Origin of the sequence: Piscinibacter sp. (assembly GCF_050175855.1) — a bacterium.
Lineage (GTDB): Bacteria > Pseudomonadota > Gammaproteobacteria > Burkholderiales > Burkholderiaceae_C > Piscinibacter.
On the sequence record NZ_JBFXIO010000074.1, the window covers coordinates 1 to 14687 of the forward strand.

The 14687-nt window shown below is 70.4% G+C and carries 12 protein-coding genes and 1 pseudogene; 8 read left to right on the plus strand and 5 right to left on the minus strand.

Going from position 1 to position 14687, the window contains the following annotated elements:
• Window positions 1-131: 131 nt before the first annotated feature.
• Entirely contained in the window at window positions 132-428 is a 297-nt protein-coding gene (locus AB7U92_RS08030; protein WP_428575661.1) for an SCP2 sterol-binding domain-containing protein, read from the minus strand.
• 112 nt (window positions 429-540) lie between these two features.
• On the opposite strand from AB7U92_RS08030, the gene AB7U92_RS08035 reads away from it, so the two are divergent.
• From AB7U92_RS08035 to AB7U92_RS08060, 6 genes are read left to right on the plus strand one after another with little or no spacing between them, the layout of a single operon-like run.
• Window positions 541-1422 (plus strand): SDR family oxidoreductase, encoded by an 882-nt coding sequence (locus AB7U92_RS08035; RefSeq protein ID WP_428575662.1) that lies wholly within the window; start codon window positions 541-543, stop codon window positions 1420-1422.
• A complete protein-coding gene (locus AB7U92_RS08040; protein ID WP_428575663.1) occupies window positions 1422-3032 on the plus strand; it encodes an acyl-CoA carboxylase subunit beta in 1611 nt (536 codons plus the stop codon). The genes AB7U92_RS08035 and AB7U92_RS08040 overlap by 1 nt, the downstream gene beginning before the upstream one ends.
• 15 nt (window positions 3033-3047) lie before the next feature.
• On the plus strand, window positions 3048-4205 hold the full coding sequence (locus AB7U92_RS08045) for an acyl-CoA dehydrogenase family protein (RefSeq protein ID WP_428575664.1): 1158 nt from the start codon (window positions 3048-3050) through the stop codon (window positions 4203-4205).
• A complete protein-coding gene (locus AB7U92_RS08050) occupies window positions 4202-4996 on the plus strand; it encodes an enoyl-CoA hydratase/isomerase family protein (RefSeq protein ID WP_428575665.1) in 795 nt (264 codons plus the stop codon). The genes AB7U92_RS08045 and AB7U92_RS08050 overlap by 4 nt, the downstream gene beginning before the upstream one ends.
• A complete protein-coding gene (locus AB7U92_RS08055) occupies window positions 4993-6942 on the plus strand; it encodes an acetyl/propionyl/methylcrotonyl-CoA carboxylase subunit alpha (RefSeq protein ID WP_428575666.1) in 1950 nt (649 codons plus the stop codon). Before AB7U92_RS08050 ends, AB7U92_RS08055 begins: the two co-directional genes overlap by 4 nt.
• A 2-nt stretch (window positions 6943-6944) precedes the next feature.
• The gene (locus tag AB7U92_RS08060) at window positions 6945-7817 is read left to right on the plus strand and encodes a 3-keto-5-aminohexanoate cleavage protein (RefSeq protein ID WP_428575667.1); all 873 of its coding nucleotides are present in this window, start codon (window positions 6945-6947) and stop codon (window positions 7815-7817) included.
• Between the two features lie 13 nt (window positions 7818-7830).
• On the opposite strand, the gene AB7U92_RS08065 is transcribed toward AB7U92_RS08060, so the two are convergent.
• Both AB7U92_RS08065 and asd read right to left on the minus strand, forming a co-directional pair.
• Window positions 7831-10200 carry a putative bifunctional diguanylate cyclase/phosphodiesterase gene (locus tag AB7U92_RS08065; protein ID WP_428575668.1) on the minus strand — a complete coding sequence of 790 codons (2370 nt, stop codon included), beginning with the start codon at window positions 10198-10200 and terminating at the stop codon, window positions 7831-7833.
• A 129-nt stretch (window positions 10201-10329) separates the two neighbouring features.
• Window positions 10330-11193 (minus strand): archaetidylserine decarboxylase, encoded by an 864-nt coding sequence (gene asd, locus AB7U92_RS08070; protein WP_428575672.1) that lies wholly within the window; start codon window positions 11191-11193, stop codon window positions 10330-10332.
• A 161-nt stretch (window positions 11194-11354) separates the two neighbouring features.
• On the opposite strand from asd, the gene AB7U92_RS08075 reads away from it, so the two are divergent.
• A complete protein-coding gene (locus AB7U92_RS08075) occupies window positions 11355-11843 on the plus strand; it encodes a Cache 3/Cache 2 fusion domain-containing protein (protein ID WP_428575669.1) in 489 nt (162 codons plus the stop codon).
• 43 nt (window positions 11844-11886) lie between these two features.
• The gene (locus tag AB7U92_RS08080; protein WP_428575670.1) at window positions 11887-13653 is read left to right on the plus strand and encodes a methyl-accepting chemotaxis protein; all 1767 of its coding nucleotides are present in this window, start codon (window positions 11887-11889) and stop codon (window positions 13651-13653) included.
• A gap of 27 nt (window positions 13654-13680) precedes the next feature.
• Here AB7U92_RS08080 and kynA read toward each other — a convergent pair whose 3' ends face one another.
• Together kynA and AB7U92_RS08090 are read right to left on the minus strand one after the other, a co-directional pair.
• Window positions 13681-14547 carry a tryptophan 2,3-dioxygenase gene (kynA, locus tag AB7U92_RS08085; protein ID WP_428575671.1) on the minus strand — a complete coding sequence of 289 codons (867 nt, stop codon included), beginning with the start codon at window positions 14545-14547 and terminating at the stop codon, window positions 13681-13683.
• Window positions 14544-14687 (minus strand): annotated as a pseudogene (locus AB7U92_RS08090) (kynureninase); the annotation flags it as partial. The gene kynA and the pseudogene AB7U92_RS08090, both read right to left, overlap by 4 nt.

Below are 14687 nucleotides of genomic sequence, written 5' to 3' on the forward strand. Positions count from 1 at the left end.
CTCGTAGAAGCGCAGCGCCCGCAGCGTGATGCCGAACTCGCGGCACAGTTCGGTGATGCCGAACAGCTCGGCGCTGCCCTCGTCGCGGTGGGAAGCGACGAAGGCGCGGGCGGTGGCGTCTCGGGGGGCGTTCACACGACCCGCTGCATGCGCAGGGCCACGCTCATGTCGCCGGCCACCTTCAACTTTCCGGTCATGAAGCCGGTGGCGGGCTCCAGTTCGCCGCGCAGCATCGCGGCGAGGTTTTCCAGCGTGATGCCCACCGTGCAGTCGGCCTCGTGGCCGCTGTTGTCGACGCGGTTGGGGAGGGCCTTGCCGTCGACATAGATGGTGCCGGCCTCGCCGCAGTCGAACTTGAGCGTGGCGTTCAGGCCGCTGTCGTCGCCGACCTTGCCGCGGATGGCAGTGGTGCATTCGTCCAGGGTCATGGGGCAGTGCGATGGATGGGAATGGACTGCATGCTAGGCACCGCGGGTGCCGCGTGGCACCGTGTAATCACCTATACGCCATGCCGATGACGTTAACGTAAGCTGCATCGTCATGAATGCACCTTCGCGCTACGCCAGCGTGCTGCGCCCCGGCCTGTTCGCCGGGCAACTGCACTGGATCACCGGCGGCGGCAGCGGCATCGGGCGCTGCGTGGCCCACGAACTGGCCGCGCTCGGCGCCACCGTGGTGATCAGCGGGCGCACGGCCGAGAAGCTCGACCGCGTGGCCACCGAGATCGCCGAGGATGGCGGCCGGGCGGTCCCCCGCGCCTTCGATATTCGCGACGAGGAGGCGGTGAAGGCGAACGTGGCCGAGGTCGTGAAGCAGCACGGCGCGATCCACGGCCTCGTCAACAACGCCGGCGGCCAGTTCCCCGCGCCGCTGATGGCGATCAGCAAGCGTGGCTTCGACGCCGTGGTGGCCAACAACCTCACCGGCGGCTTCCTGATGATGCGCGAGGTATTCCTGCAGTCCATGCAGGCGCATGGCGGCGCCATCGTCAACATGACGGCCGACTTCCGCAACGGCATGCCGGGCATGGGCCACAGCGGCGCGGCTCGGGCCGGCATGTCGAACCTGACGATGACCGCCGCGTTCGAATGGGCGCACGCCGGCGTTCGTGTCAACGCGGTGGCGCCGGGCTGGATCGCCTCCAGCGGCATGGACACCTACGGCGGCATGACGCGCAGCATCATCCCCAAGCTGAAGAAGCACGTGCCGCTGCGCCGCCTCGGCGTGGAGGCCGAAATCAGCGCGGCGATCTGCTTCCTGCTCAGCCCGGGCGCAGCGTTCATCACCGGCGTCACGCTGGCGATCGACGGGGGTGCGCCGCTGGGCAGCCCGCTGTTCCCCGACCTGGACCACGACAAGTCGCAACCCTTCGACGGCTTCCACCGCGCGGTGGTGCCCGAGGTGCTGAAAGGCGGCGCCTGATGCCGGTGCTGGAGTCGCGGCTCGACACGGGCGGCGCGGCCTTTGCGGCCAACGCCGAGCGCATGGCCGAGCGCTTGGCCGAGGTGCAGCGCCTGGAAGGCCTGGTGATCGCCGAGAGCGAATCGAAGCGCGAGCGCTTCGAGCAGCGCGGCCAATTGCTGCCGCGCGAGCGCGTGGCGCGCCTGCTCGACCGCGGCTCGGGCTTCCTCGAGCTCAGCCGCCTGGCCGGCCTCGGCATGCACGACGACGACGGCAAGAGATCCGTGCTCGGCGGTGGCAGCGTCGTCGGCATCGGCACGGTGGCCGGCAAGCGCGTGCTGATCTCGGCCAGCGACAGCGGCGTGAAGGGCGGCACCGTGGCGCCGATGGGCCTGAAGAAGGCGCTGCGCGCCCAGGAGATCGCGCGCGAGAACAAGCTGCCGCTGATTTATCTGGTGGAGTCGGGTGGCGCCAACCTGATGTACCAGGCGGAGATCTTCGTCGACGGCGGGCGCAGCTTCGCCAACCAGGCGCGGCTGTCGGCCGCGGGCATCCCGCAGATTGCGGTGGTGCACGGGTCGTCCACCGCCGGCGGCGCCTATCTGCCGGGCCTGTCGGACTACGTGGTGCTGGTGCGCGGGCGCACCAGCATCTACCTGGCCGGCCCACCGCTGGTGAAGGCGGCGATCGGCGAGGACGCCACCGACGAGGAACTCGGCGGCGCCGTCACCCACGCCGAGGTCACCGGCCTGGGCGAGTACCTCACCGAGAACGACGCGCACGCGATCGCGCTGGCCCGCGAGCTGATGGACAAGCTGCCGTGGGACACCGCCGGCGCTGCACTCACCTTCGCCGAGCCGCGCTTCGACCGCGAGGAACTGATGGGCGTGGTGCCGGCCGACGAGCGCGAGCCCTACGACGTGCGCGAGGTGATCGCGCGCCTGGTCGACGGCAGCGACTTTCTCGAGTTCAAGCCTGGCTACGGCAGCGAAACTGTGTGCGGCCACGCGCGCCTCCACGGCCATGCCGTGGCCCTGATCGGCAACAACGGGCCGATCCAGCCCGACGGCTCCACCAAGGCCGCGCAGTTCATGCAGCTGGCCGACCAGAGCGGCACCGCGCTCGTCTTCCTGCAGAACACCACCGGGTACATGGTGGGATCGGCCGCCGAACGCGGCGGCGCGATCAAGCACGGCTCGAAGATGATCCAGGCGGTGGCCAACGTTCGCGTGCCGAAGTTCACCGTCGTGCTCGGCGGCAGCTACGGCGCCGGCAACTACGGCATGTGCGGCCGCGGCTTCGACCCACGCTTCATCTTCGCCTGGCCCTCGGCGCGTACCGCCGTCATGGGCGGCGCTCAGGCCGCCAAGGTGATGGACATCGTCAACCGCAGCAAGCTCGAGCGCGCCGGCCAAGCCGCCAACGACGAGGCGCTGAAGGCGATGAGCGATGCGCTCAAGGCGCGGCTCGACAAGGAGTCGACCGCCCTGTTCGGCACCGCGCGGCTGTGGGACGACGGCATCATCGACCCGCGCGACACCCGCCGCCTGCTCGGCCTGTGCCTGGATCTCGCCGCCGAGGCTGCCGCGCGCACGCTGCGCCCCAACAGCTTCGGCGTGGCCCGTTTCTGAACCCGGAGGTTCGCGATGAAGTTCACCCCCGAGCACGAGCAGATCGCCGACACCGTGCGGCGCTTCGTGGCCAAGGAGATCAACCCTCACGTGGCCGAATGGGAAGCCGCGCAGGAGTTTCCCAGCCACGCGGTGTTCAAGAAGCTCGGCGACCTCGGGCTGCTGGGCATCAAGTACCCGACCGAGTACGGCGGCATGGGCCTGGACTTCAGCTACTCGATGGTGATGGCCGAGGCACTGGGCGAAGCCAACTGCGGCGGTGTGCCCATGGCCATCGGCGTGCAGACTGACATGGCGACGCCGGCGCTGGCCCGCTTCGGCTCGGAGGAACTCAAGCGCGAGTTCCTCGCCCCCACCATCGCCGGCGACTACGTGGCCTGCCTCGGCGTCAGCGAGGCCGGCGGCGGCTCCGACGTGGCGGCAGTGAAGACCAGCGCGCGCAAGGAGGGCGGCGACTACGTCATCAACGGCTCGAAGATGTGGATCACCAACGGCCTGAAGGCCGACTGGTGCTGCCTGCTGGCCAACACCTCCGAGCAGGGCGGCCCACACCGCAACAAGAGCCTGATCGTGGTGCCGATGGATGCGCCCGGCATCACCAAGCAGAAGATCCGCAAGATCGGCATGGACGCGTCGGACACCGCGCAGCTGTTCTTCGACAATGTGCGCGTGCCGCAGCGCCACCTGATCGGCCAGGAAGGCATGGGCTTCACCTTCCAGATGCTGCAGTTCCAGGAAGAGCGGCTGTGGGGCGCGGCCAGCTCTCTGCGCAGCCTCGATCGGCTGATCGACCAGACCATCGAGTACACGCGGCAGCGCCAGGCCTTCGGCAAGAGCATTCTCGACAACCAGGTGGTGCACTTCCGCCTGGCCGAACTGCGCACCGAGGTGGAGGCGCTGCGCGCGCTGACCTACCGCGCGGTGGAGATGTACGTGGGCGGCAAGGACGTCACCAAGCTCGCCTCCATGGCCAAGCTCAAGTGCGGCCGGCTCTCGCGCGAGGTGGCCGATTCCTGCCTGCAGTACTGGGGTGGCATGGGCTTCACCTGGGACAACCCGATCTCGCAGGCCTACCGCGACAGCCGCCTCGTCTCCATCGGCGGCGGCGCCGACGAGGTGATGCTGGGCATCATCTGCAAGCTCGAGGGCACGCTGCCGAAGGTGGCGAAGTGAGCGAGCCGGTCGTCCTGCAGCGCCGCGAGGGCGCGGTGCTGCACCTGAGCCTGAACCGGCCGCAGGTGCGCAACGCCATGAACATGGCGCTGGTGCTGGCTCTGCGCGAGGCGCTGGCCGAGGCGGAGCACGACGAGGGCGTGCGCGTGATCGTGCTGCGCGGGCAGGGCGGGCACTTCTGCGCCGGGGCCGACATCTCGGAGATGGCCACCGCGCGCATGAAGCTGGCCACCCACCCGAACGCGATCGCCGAGCTCAACGCGCAGTTCGGCGAACTCTGTGCCGACTTCGGCCGCAGCGGCCGCGCCGTGGTGGCGGTGGTGGAGGGCACGGTGATGGGCGGCGGCTTCGGCCTGGCCTGCGCGGCGGACGTCACCCTGGCCGGCCAGAGCGCGGTGTTCCGCCTGCCCGAGACCTCGCTCGGCGTGGTGCCGGCACAGATCGCGCCCTACCTGGTGGAGCGGCTGGGCTATTCGCAGGCGCGGCGCCTGGCGGTGACCGGCGGGCGCGTCGATGCACAGCGCGCGCTCGATCTGGGCCTCGTGCACGAGCTGCACGCCGACGCATCGCTCGACGAGGCGCTGGCGCGCACGCTGCACGACATCCTGCAGAACGCGCCGCAGGCGGTGGCGGCCACCAAGGCGCTGATCGCCAAGGCGCGGCTGCACAGCCCGGCCTCGCTGATCCAGGAAGCGGCCGAGGTGTTCTCGCGTGCGGCGCTGTCGGCGGAAGGCACCGAGGGTCAGACGGCGTTCCTGCAGAAGCGCAAGGCGAACTGGATGGCGCAGTGACGTTCGAGACCATCCTCATCGCCAACCGCGGCGAGATCGCCTGCCGCGTGATCCGCACGGCGCGTGCGCTCGGCTACCGCACCGTCGCGGTGTTCAGCGATGCCGATGCGCAGGCGCCGCACGTGCGGCAGGCCGATGCCGCGGTTCACATCGGCGCTTCGCCCGCGGCGGAGTCCTACCTGAACGCGGTGGCGATCATCGAGGCGGCAGGGCGCAGCGGCGCGCAGGCCATCCACCCCGGCTACGGCTTCCTCAGCGAGAACGCCACCTTCGCCCAGGCCTGCCTCGACGCCGGGCTGGTGTTCATCGGCCCGCCGCCCGAGGCGATTCGTGCGATGGGCGACAAGGCGCAGGCCAAACGCCGCATGCACGATGCCGGCGTGCCCTGCGCACCGGGCTATCTCGGCGAGGCACAGGACGACGCCACGCTGCGCGCCGAGGCGCTGAAGCTCGGCTTCCCGCTGCTGGTGAAGGCCGTGGCCGGCGGCGGCGGGCGCGGCATGCGGCTGGTGCGCGCCGAGGGCGAGCTCGACGAAGCGATCGCCGGAGCGCGACGCGAGGCCCGCAGCGCCTTCCGTGACGACGCCCTGATGCTGGAGCGGCTGATCGAGCATGGCCGCCACATCGAGATCCAGGTGTTTGCCGACACGCAGGGGCACGTCATCCACCTTGGCGAGCGCGACTGCAGCGCGCAGCGCCGTCGCCAGAAGGTGATCGAGGAGTCGCCCTCGCCGGTGGTGTCGCCGACGCTGCGCGAGGCGATGGGCCGCGATGCGGTGGCGGCGGCTCGGGCGGTGGGCTACGTGGGCGCGGGCACGGTGGAGTTCATGCTCGACCAGGCCGGCCGGCACTTCTTCCTCGAGATGAATACGCGGCTGCAGGTGGAGCATCCGGTGACCGAGTGCGTGACCGGCCTCGATCTGGTGGAGTGGCAGTTGCGCGTGGCGGCGGGCGAGCCGCTGCCGATGGCGCAGGAGCAACTGGCGATGCGCGGCCATGCGATCGAGGTGCGGCTGTATGCGGAGGATCCGTACGCCGGCTTTGCACCGCAGACCGGCACGGTGCGGCACTGGCGGCCGGAGTCGGCGCTGCAGCCCGGCGTGCGCATCGATCATGGCATCGCCGAGGGCGGCACGGTGAGCCCGTTCTACGACGCGATGGTGGCCAAGCTGATCGCCCACGGCCGCGACCGCGACGACGCGATCCGCCGGCTGCGGGCGGCGCTCGCCACCGCGCCCTTGCTGGGCCTGAGGAACAACGCGCGCTACCTGCGCGATCTGCTCGACCACCCGACCTTCCGCCGCGCCGAGACCACCACCGCCTGGCTCGATGCCGCGCAGGCGCAGGGCGATGCGCTGTACGCGGCTCCGACCCCCGGCGACGAAGACTGGTGCCTGGCCGCTGCGGCCTTCGCGCTGCGCGCGGGCACGCCGCAACGGCCCGACAGCGTCGCGGCGTACGACCTCGCGCTCGCCTGTGGCGAGCAGCGCATGGCGATGCGCGTGCGGCCGGGCGCAGGTGGCCGCGTGCAGGTGGGGCTGGCCGGCGCGTCCCATGCGATCAGGCTGATCGAGGCCGGCGAGGCCTCGCTGCGCTACGAGTGGCAGGGCGTGCAGAGCAGTGCAGTGGCCCGCTGGTACGGCGATGAGCTGCACTTCGCGCGGGATGCCCATGGTTTCGTCTTCGCCGAGCCGTCGGCGCTCCCCCGGGCCGCCGCCGCGCGCGACCCGCGCCGAGCGCTCGCGCCGGTGGCCGGCGTCGTGGCCAAGGTCGCGGTGAGCGAGGGCGAGGCCGTCGAGGCCGGCCAGCCGCTGGCCTGCATCGAGGCGATGAAGATGGAGATGTGGGTCAGCGCCGGCGCCGCCGGCCGCGTGGTGCGCGTGGCGGCGAGCGAAGGCCGACAGGTGGCTGCCGGCGCTGTTCTCGTCGAACTGGAGCTCGACTGACCATGGACAAGGCGATCCTCACCTGCGCGCTCACCGGCGTGCTCACCGACCCGAAGCAGCATCCGGTGCCGGTCACGCCGGCGCAGATGGCCGCCGAGGCGCGCGATGCATTCAATGCCGGCGCCTCGATCATGCACGTGCACCTGCGCGCGCAGGAGAGCGGCATGGGCCACCTGCCGAGCTGGGATCCGGGCGTGGCCGAAGCCGTGGTGAATGCGATCCGCGCGGCCTGCCCCGGCGTGATCATCAACCTCACCACCGGCGTGATCGGCAAGGACATCTCCGGCCCCGCCGCCTGCATCCGCCGCGTCAAGCCGGAGATCGCCGCCTGCAACGCCGGCAGCCTCAACTACCTGAAGATCAAGTCCGACGGGCAGTGGGCCTGGCCGCCGATGGTGTTCGACAACCCGGTGCCCAAGGTGCAGCAGTTTCTCGACGTGATGGAAGAGTGCGGCACGCACCCGGAGTTCGAGTGCTTCGACGTCGGCATCGTGCGCTCGGTGGGCATGTATCTCGACGCCGGCATGCTCAAGCCGGAGATGGGCCGGCCCGAGTACAACTTCGTGATGGGCGTGGCCTCGGGCATGCCCTGCGATGCCGACCTGCTGCAACTGCTGCCGCGCTGGGTGAAGCCCGGCAGCGTCTGGCAGACCACGCTGATCGGCCGCGCCGAGATCTGGCCGGTGCACCAGCGCACCGCCGAGCTCGGCGGCATGCTGCGCAGCGGTCTGGAAGACACCTTCTACCTCCCCGGCGGCGAGCGTGCACCGGGCAACGGCGCGCTGATCGAGGCGCTGGCGGCCTGCGCCCGCCGCGCCGGCCGCGAGGTGGCCAGCCCGGGCGAAGCGAGGGCGATGCTCGGCCTTCGTGGCTGAGACCCGGCCGGGCTCAGTGCAGCGTGTTCATCTCCGGTGCGTGCGGTTGCCACGCGGTGCGGAACTTCTGCAGCTCGATCAGCGGCTTGGGCGGCGAGACGAGGTAGCCCTGCACCTCGTGACAGCCGGCCTTGGCCACCACAGCCAGCTGCTGCGCGGTCTCGACGCCTTCGCACACCGTGCGCATGCCCAGCGTGGTGGCCAGCTGGGCGATCATGCGGACGATGGCCCGCGCGTCCTTCTGCAGCAGCACCTCGTTGACGAAGGCGCGGTCGATCTTCAGCGTGTCGAAGGGGAAGCGGCGCAGGTAGGCCAGCGACGAGAAGCCGGTGCCGAAGTCGTCGAGCGCCACGCGCACGCCCAGCCCGCGCAGCGCGTGGAGCTGCTCGAGCGCGCCGTGCACGTCTTCCATCAGCACCGACTCGGTGATCTCCAGCTCCAGCATGGCCGGCTTCAGGCCCGATTCGCGCAGCGCATCGCGCACGTGGTTGACGAAGCGCGCGTCGCGCAGCTGGGCCGGTGACAGGTTGACCGAGATGCACACCCCGGCCAGCGGGCCGGCGGCGGCACGGCAGGCCTCGTGCAGCGCCCAACGGCCGAGGTCGTCGATCAGCCCCGTCTGCTCGGCAATGGGTATGAATTCTGCCGGGTTGACGCGGCCGAGCGCCGGATGGTCCCAGCGCATCAGCGCCTCGGCGCCGACGATGGTCCAGCTCTCGATGTCCACCTTGGGCTGCCAGTGCAGCGACAGCTGCTCGTGCAGCACGGCGTGGCGCAGGCCTTCCTCCACCGCCACGCGGCGGCGGCTGTGCTCGCCCATCGCCGGCGTGTAGAAGGCGTGACGCCCGCGGCCGCCTTCCTTGGCGGCATAGAGCGCGGTGTCGGCTTGCACGAGCAGGTCGTCGACACCGGATTCGACGGTGTCGAACAGCGCAATGCCCACGCTGGCACCCACGCGCAGGTGGCGGCCCTGCACGTCGACCGGCCACTGCAGCGCATCGATCAGCCGGCCGGCCAGCGCGGCGGCCTCCTGCGCCTCGCCGGAATGCGTCATCACGACGGCAAACTCGTCGCCGCCGAGCCGCGCCACCATGTCGCCGGCGCGCAGGCTGTCGCGCAGCCGCTGGGCGATGGACTTGAGCAGTTCGTCGCCGGCGCTGTGGCCCAGGTCATCGTTGACGCGCTTGAAGTGGTCGAGGTCGACCATCAGCAGCGCGCCGGGCCGTTTCTGGCGCAGCGCCGCGGCGAGCGCGTCACGCAACATGAAGCGGTTGGCGAGGCCGGTGAGTGAATCGGCGTGGGCGAGCTGGCGCAGCTGCCGCTCGCTGGCCACCTTGTCGGTGACGTCGGCGATCACGCCGCGCCAGCCAAGCGTGCGGCCGCGCTCGTCGAGCAGCCGCTTGCCGTTGAAGGCCAGGTGGCGCACGCCGTCGCCGTGGCGCACGGCCAGCGGCTGCTCGCGGAACGGCGCACCGGCGTCCAGTGCATGCTGCAACTCGTCGAAGCCCTCGACGGCGCGCCGCTCCAGCAAGGCCAGCAGCGGCTGCGAGCGGATGTCGTCCTCGGTCACGCCGAGCAGCTCGCCCAGCCGCGGCGACAGATGCTGCAGGTGGCCCGACATGCCGGTCTCCCACAGCGCCTCGTCGGCGTGCTGCTCGAAGTCCTGCAGCAGCACCGAGAGCATGCGCTCCTGGCGCACCGCCTCGTTCTGCGAGGCGATCAGGGCTGCCGACTTGCGCCAGCCGGCCAGCGAGCCGAGCACCACCATCGGCGAATACAGCGAGATCAGGGCGATCACGCCGCTGAAGTCCGCATCGCGCGTCTGCAGCAAGGCACCCAGCGCAGCCACCGTATAGATCGCCCCATAGGTCACGGCGGCGCGGGGCAGGGGGGCGAGCATGAAGGTGCCGGCACCGAGCATGCCGGTGAACAGCGTGGCCACCAGGATCTGCTGCGCGGCGGTGGCGGTGGGGAACCACAGCAGGGGCACGGCGGCCCAGACGCCGGCCAGCAGCGCGGCGTTGCGCGTGGCGCGATGCACGGCCCGCGGCGACGCGGTCTCGAGGCGGCGATGGCGTTGCTGCCACCAGTTCCGCGTGGCCAGTGCCGCCACCACAGCCAGTGCCGCGAACCACCACGCCATGCCGGCCGGCATGGCGCCTCGGAAGGCCCACAGCACCGCCAGGCCGCTGCCCACGTTGGCTGCCATGGCGTAGGGCGTCAGGCGCAGCACGGTGGCCAGCTGGGCGCCGCGCAGCTGGGCGCAGGCGCGGTCGGCGCCGTCGTACATCGCGGCGACGCCGGCGCGCAGGCCGCGCAGGTCCAGGGCGGGCAGGGTGTTCGCTCCCGTGGAACCGGAGAGCGAGGGCGGGAGAGGCAGCATTCGTCGGATCAGGCGGATCAGGGGTGATCGGCCGGACCGCGCCGATCTTGAGCCCCTGTCACGCTCGGCGCGGCGGCGTGCCGGCGGCGTGTGAAGTGATGCCGTGAAGCGCTCGGCGGCAGACCGGAGTCAGTCGCTGCCGGCGGCCAGCCCCATCGCCTCACCCATGCGGATGGCCCGCCCGGGCGCCCACTCGGGGTTGAAGCGCAGCGTGTCCTTCGGGAACAGCATCACCACCGTCGAGCCGAGCAGGAAGCGGCCCATCTCCGCGCCGCGTGCCAGCGAAACCGACCCTTCGCCACGCTCGGGGTAGCTCCACTCGCGCAGCGTGCCCGGGCGCGGCGGATTGACCACGCCGTGCCACACCGTGGCCATGCTGCCGACGATGGTGGCGCCCACCAGCGTCAGCACGAACGGGCCTTGATCGGACTCGAAGACGCAGACCACCCGCTCGTTGCGCGCGAACAGCCCCGGCACGCCGCGCGCCGTGGTCGGGTTGACCGAGAACAGCGCGCCGGGCACATGGATCATCCGCGTCAGCCGGCCGGCGCAGGGCATGTGGATGCGGTGGTAGTCGCGCGGGCTGAGGTACAGCGTGGCGAACTGGCCGCCCTCGAATCGCGCCGCCAGCGCCGCGTCGCCGCCGACCAGTGCAGTGGTGCTGTAGCGGTGGCCCTTGGCCTGCAGGATCTGGTCGCGCTCGATCGCGCCGAACTGGCTGATCGTGCCGTCGACCGGGCACAGCCAGGGCGAGTCCGCCAGCGGGCGCGCACCGGGACGGAGCGCGCGCGTGAAAAAGTCATTGAAGGTGGCGTAATGCGCGATGTCCGGATCGGCCGCTTCGTTCATGTCGACGCCGTAGCGCGCCACGAAGCGACGGATCGCCGAGGTCGTCCATTCGCCGGCCGCGAACGACGCGGCGCGCCCGGCAAATGCGGTCAACGCCTGCTTGGGCAGCAGGTACTGGGGCAGGACGGCAAGGCGGTCTGGCAGGCTCATCGGGGGGCGGATTGTATCGGCCGGGCCTCGCGCACCGGATTGGTGCGCTCACGGGAGGCGGCTCAAGTCGGCCACTTGTGATGCCGATAGCCCGGGCCAGGAGGACATGAGGGTCCGCATGTCCATACACAACCCACCCCGTGACAGGAGTCGCCATGAAGTTCACCGCCATCCTCGCCACCGTCGCCCTCGCTGCCGGTGTCTCGAGCGCCCACGCCTACGATCCGAAGGCCACCATCGCCGATCTCGACGCGCGCCTGGCGAAGATCGGCGCGCCCAAGCTCAACGGCACCGACAAGGCCGGTGACAAGGAAGTTCCCGGCATGTTCTTCGGCGAGCGCAAGATCAACAACAACTACGACGTGGTCGACGCCATCCGCAAGGCGCACAACGCCACGGCCACGGTGTTCGTGAAGAGCGGCGACGAATTCGTGCGCGTCAGCACCAACGTGCTCACGCCGGAAGGCAAGCGCGGCGTCGGCACGCAACTGGCCCGCAACGCGGCCTACGAGGCGGTCTCGAAGGGCCAGCAGTACTGCGGCCCGATCGACGTGCTCGGCACCGCCTTCGACGCCTGCTACAACCCGATCAAGGACGGCAGCGGCAAGATCATCGGCGCCAGCTACATCGGCCACAAGAAGTGAGCCCGGCGGTCGTCGTCCTCCCGATCACCAGCCGGAACACTCCATGAAGATCCTCTACAGCCTGGGCGCAGCCTTCGGCAGGCTGCGCGTCGGCCAGCAACTCTTTGCCGCCTTCTTCACGGTGCTGGCGCTGACCGCCGTGATCGGCGTCGCCTCCCTGCTCGGGCTGCGCCAGGTCGACCAGGAAGCCATGAGCCTGAACGCCAAGTGGCTGCAGGGCGTCGGCCACATCGCTGCGCTGCGTGCGGCCGTGGTGGAGTCGCGCGACTTCGAGATGAAGCACAGCCGCGCCTCCGACACCAGCTACCACGCCGAGTACGAAGACAAGATGACGCAGTCCGCGAAGGCCGCGGCCTCGGCACTGGCCGCCTACGAGCCGCTGGTCGAGAGCGACGAGGAGCGGGCGCTCTTCGCCGCGCTCGGCAAGGGCTGGTCGGGCTACGAGGCGGCGCAGAAGAAGGTCGTCAAGCTCGGCCGTGACAAGCAGCAGCAGGACGCCGCCGACATCAGCGACGGCCTGGCCAGCATGGCCTTCGACGAGACGGTCTCCGCGCTGGACGCACTCAACAAGTACAACTTCGCGGGCGGGCAGCAGGCGGCCGAACATGTCGTCGGCGTCTATGAGCAGGCGCGTGCGCTGGTGATCGCGCTGCTGGCGGTGACGCTGCTGCTCGGCATCGGCCTGTCGCTGCTGATCACGCGGCGCCTGATCGGGCAGCTCGGTGGCGAGCCCGGCGAGGCCGCCGAGGTGGCGCGTGCCGTGGCCGAGGGCGACCTGAGCACGCACATCCGGCTGCGCCCCGGCGACAGCACCAGCGTGATGGCCCGCCTGGCCACCATGCAGCGCGGCCTGGCCGAGGCAGTGAGCAAGGTGCGCCAGGGTTCGGAAAACGTGGCCATCTCGAGCGCGCAGATCGCCCAGGGCAACCAGGATCTCTCCAGCCGCACCGAGCACCAGGCCAGTTCGCTGCAGCAGACCGCGGCGACCATGGACCAGCTTGGCTCCACGGTGCGCAACAACGCCGACAACGCCAAGCAGGCCAACCAGCTCGCGCTGGGCGCCTCCAGCGTGGCGGTGGAAGGCGGCGAGGTGGTCGGCCAGGTGGTGTCCACCATGAAGGACATCAACGACAGCAGCCGGAAGATCGCCGACATCATCTCGGTGATCGACGGTATCGCCTTCCAGACCAACATCCTGGCGCTCAATGCCGCCGTCGAAGCCGCACGTGCCGGCGAGCAGGGCCGCGGCTTCGCCGTGGTGGCCGGCGAAGTGCGCAGCCTCGCGCAGCGCAGCGCCGAGGCAGCCAAGGAGATCAAGGCGCTGATCGGCGCGAGCGTGGAGCGCGTCGAGCGCGGCACGGCGCTGGTCGATCGCGCCGGGCAGACCATGCAGGAGATCGTCGACTCGATCCGCCGCGTCAGCGACATCGTCGCCGAGATCAGCTCGGCCAGTGTCGAGCAGAGCTCGGGCGTTCAGCAGGTGGGCCAGGCCGTCAGCCAGATGGACCAGGCCACGCAGCAGAACGCCGCGCTGGTGGAAGAGAGCGCCGCGGCGGCCGAGAGCCTGAAGCAGCAGGCGCAGCAGCTGGTGCAGGCGGTGGCGGTGTTCAAGCTGGCGCAGGGCGAGGCGCATGCTGCGGTCTCCACGGCTGCGGTGGCAGCGCCCAAGCCGGTCGCCGCCAAGCCGGCGAGCAAGCCCGTGGCGGCCAAGGCCCCGAAGGCGGCACCGGTCAAGCCGGCCAGCGTGTCGCCTGCCGCGCCGAAGAAACTCGAGCCCGTTCCTGCGGGCGACGATTGGCAGAGCTTCTGACGCGCGGCACCGACCTCCGAGCCCGGCTCAGAGGTCGGTTCTGAGCTTCCAGATCTCCGGGAAGAGCACGGTGTCGAGCATCTTGCGCAGGTAGCCCACCCCGCTGGTGCCGCCGGTGCCGCGCTTGAACCCGATCACGCGTTCGACCGTGGTCACGTGGCGGAAGCGCCAGAGCCGGAAGGCGTCTTCCATGTCGGTGAGTTCCTCGCCGAGCTGGTACAGGTCCCAGTGCTGCTTCGGGTCGCGGTAGACGGTGAGCCAGGCCTGCTCGACGGCATCGCTGGCCGGGTAGGGCTGGGTCCAGTCGCGCTCGAGGTGGCTGGCCGGCACGGCCATGCCGCGGCGCGCCAGCAGGCGCAGCGATTCGTCATAGAGCGACGGCGCGCGCCACGCCGCTTCCACCTTCGCCAGCAGGTCGGGCCGGTGCGCATGCGGCTTGAGCATCGCCGCGTTCTTGTTGCCCAGCATGAACTCGATGCAGCGGTACTGCCAGCTCTGGAAGCCGCTGCTGTTGCTCAGGTAAGGCCGGATCGCCGAGTACTCCGGCGGCGTCATCGTGGCCAGCACGTCCCAGGCGTGCACCAGCTGCTCCATGATCTTGCTGACGCGCGCCAGCATCTTGAAGGCGCTGCCGAGGTCGTCCTTGGCGATGCAGCCCACTGCCGCCGAGAGCTCGTGCAGCATCAGCTTCATCCACAGCTCGCTGGTCTGGTGCTGCACGATGAAGAGCATCTCGTTGTGGTCGGGCGAGAGCGGCTTCTGCGCATTCAGCACGGCGTCGAGCTGCAGGTAGTCGCCGTAGCTCATGTCGCGCGAGAAGTCGAGCTTCGCGCCCTCGTCGGCGACGATGCGCTCGCCTTCGTGGTGTGGGTCCGGGTGGTAGGGACAGCTCATGTCACCGCCGCCTTCTGGTTGAAGCGCGCCTGCCTCCACTCGCCGGATTCGAGCACCTGGCGCAGGTGCTCGACGGCGTCCCAGACTTCCGTGAAGCTCGTGTACAGCGGCGTGAAGCCGAAGCGCAGGATGTCCGGGGC

Bases quoted from the DNA above. Each gene is read 5' to 3' on its own strand.
- AB7U92_RS08065 (WP_428575668.1), bottom strand. From the start codon at position 10,200: ATGCTGCCTCTCCCGCCCTCGCTCTCCGGTTCCACGGGAGCGAACACC.
- AB7U92_RS08060 (WP_428575667.1), top strand. From the start codon at position 6,945: ATGGACAAGGCGATCCTCACCTGCGCGCTCACCGGCGTGCTCACCGAC.
- AB7U92_RS08040 (WP_428575663.1), top strand. From the start codon at position 1,422: ATGCCGGTGCTGGAGTCGCGGCTCGACACGGGCGGCGCGGCCTTTGCG.
- AB7U92_RS08035 (WP_428575662.1), top strand. From the start codon at position 541: ATGAATGCACCTTCGCGCTACGCCAGCGTGCTGCGCCCCGGCCTGTTC.
- kynA (WP_428575671.1), bottom strand. From the start codon at position 14,547: ATGAGCTGTCCCTACCACCCGGACCCACACCACGAAGGCGAGCGCATC.
- AB7U92_RS08030 (WP_428575661.1), bottom strand. From the start codon at position 428: ATGACCCTGGACGAATGCACCACTGCCATCCGCGGCAAGGTCGGCGAC.
- AB7U92_RS08045 (WP_428575664.1), top strand. From the start codon at position 3,048: ATGAAGTTCACCCCCGAGCACGAGCAGATCGCCGACACCGTGCGGCGC.
- AB7U92_RS08080 (WP_428575670.1), top strand. From the start codon at position 11,887: ATGAAGATCCTCTACAGCCTGGGCGCAGCCTTCGGCAGGCTGCGCGTC.
- AB7U92_RS08075 (WP_428575669.1), top strand. From the start codon at position 11,355: ATGAAGTTCACCGCCATCCTCGCCACCGTCGCCCTCGCTGCCGGTGTC.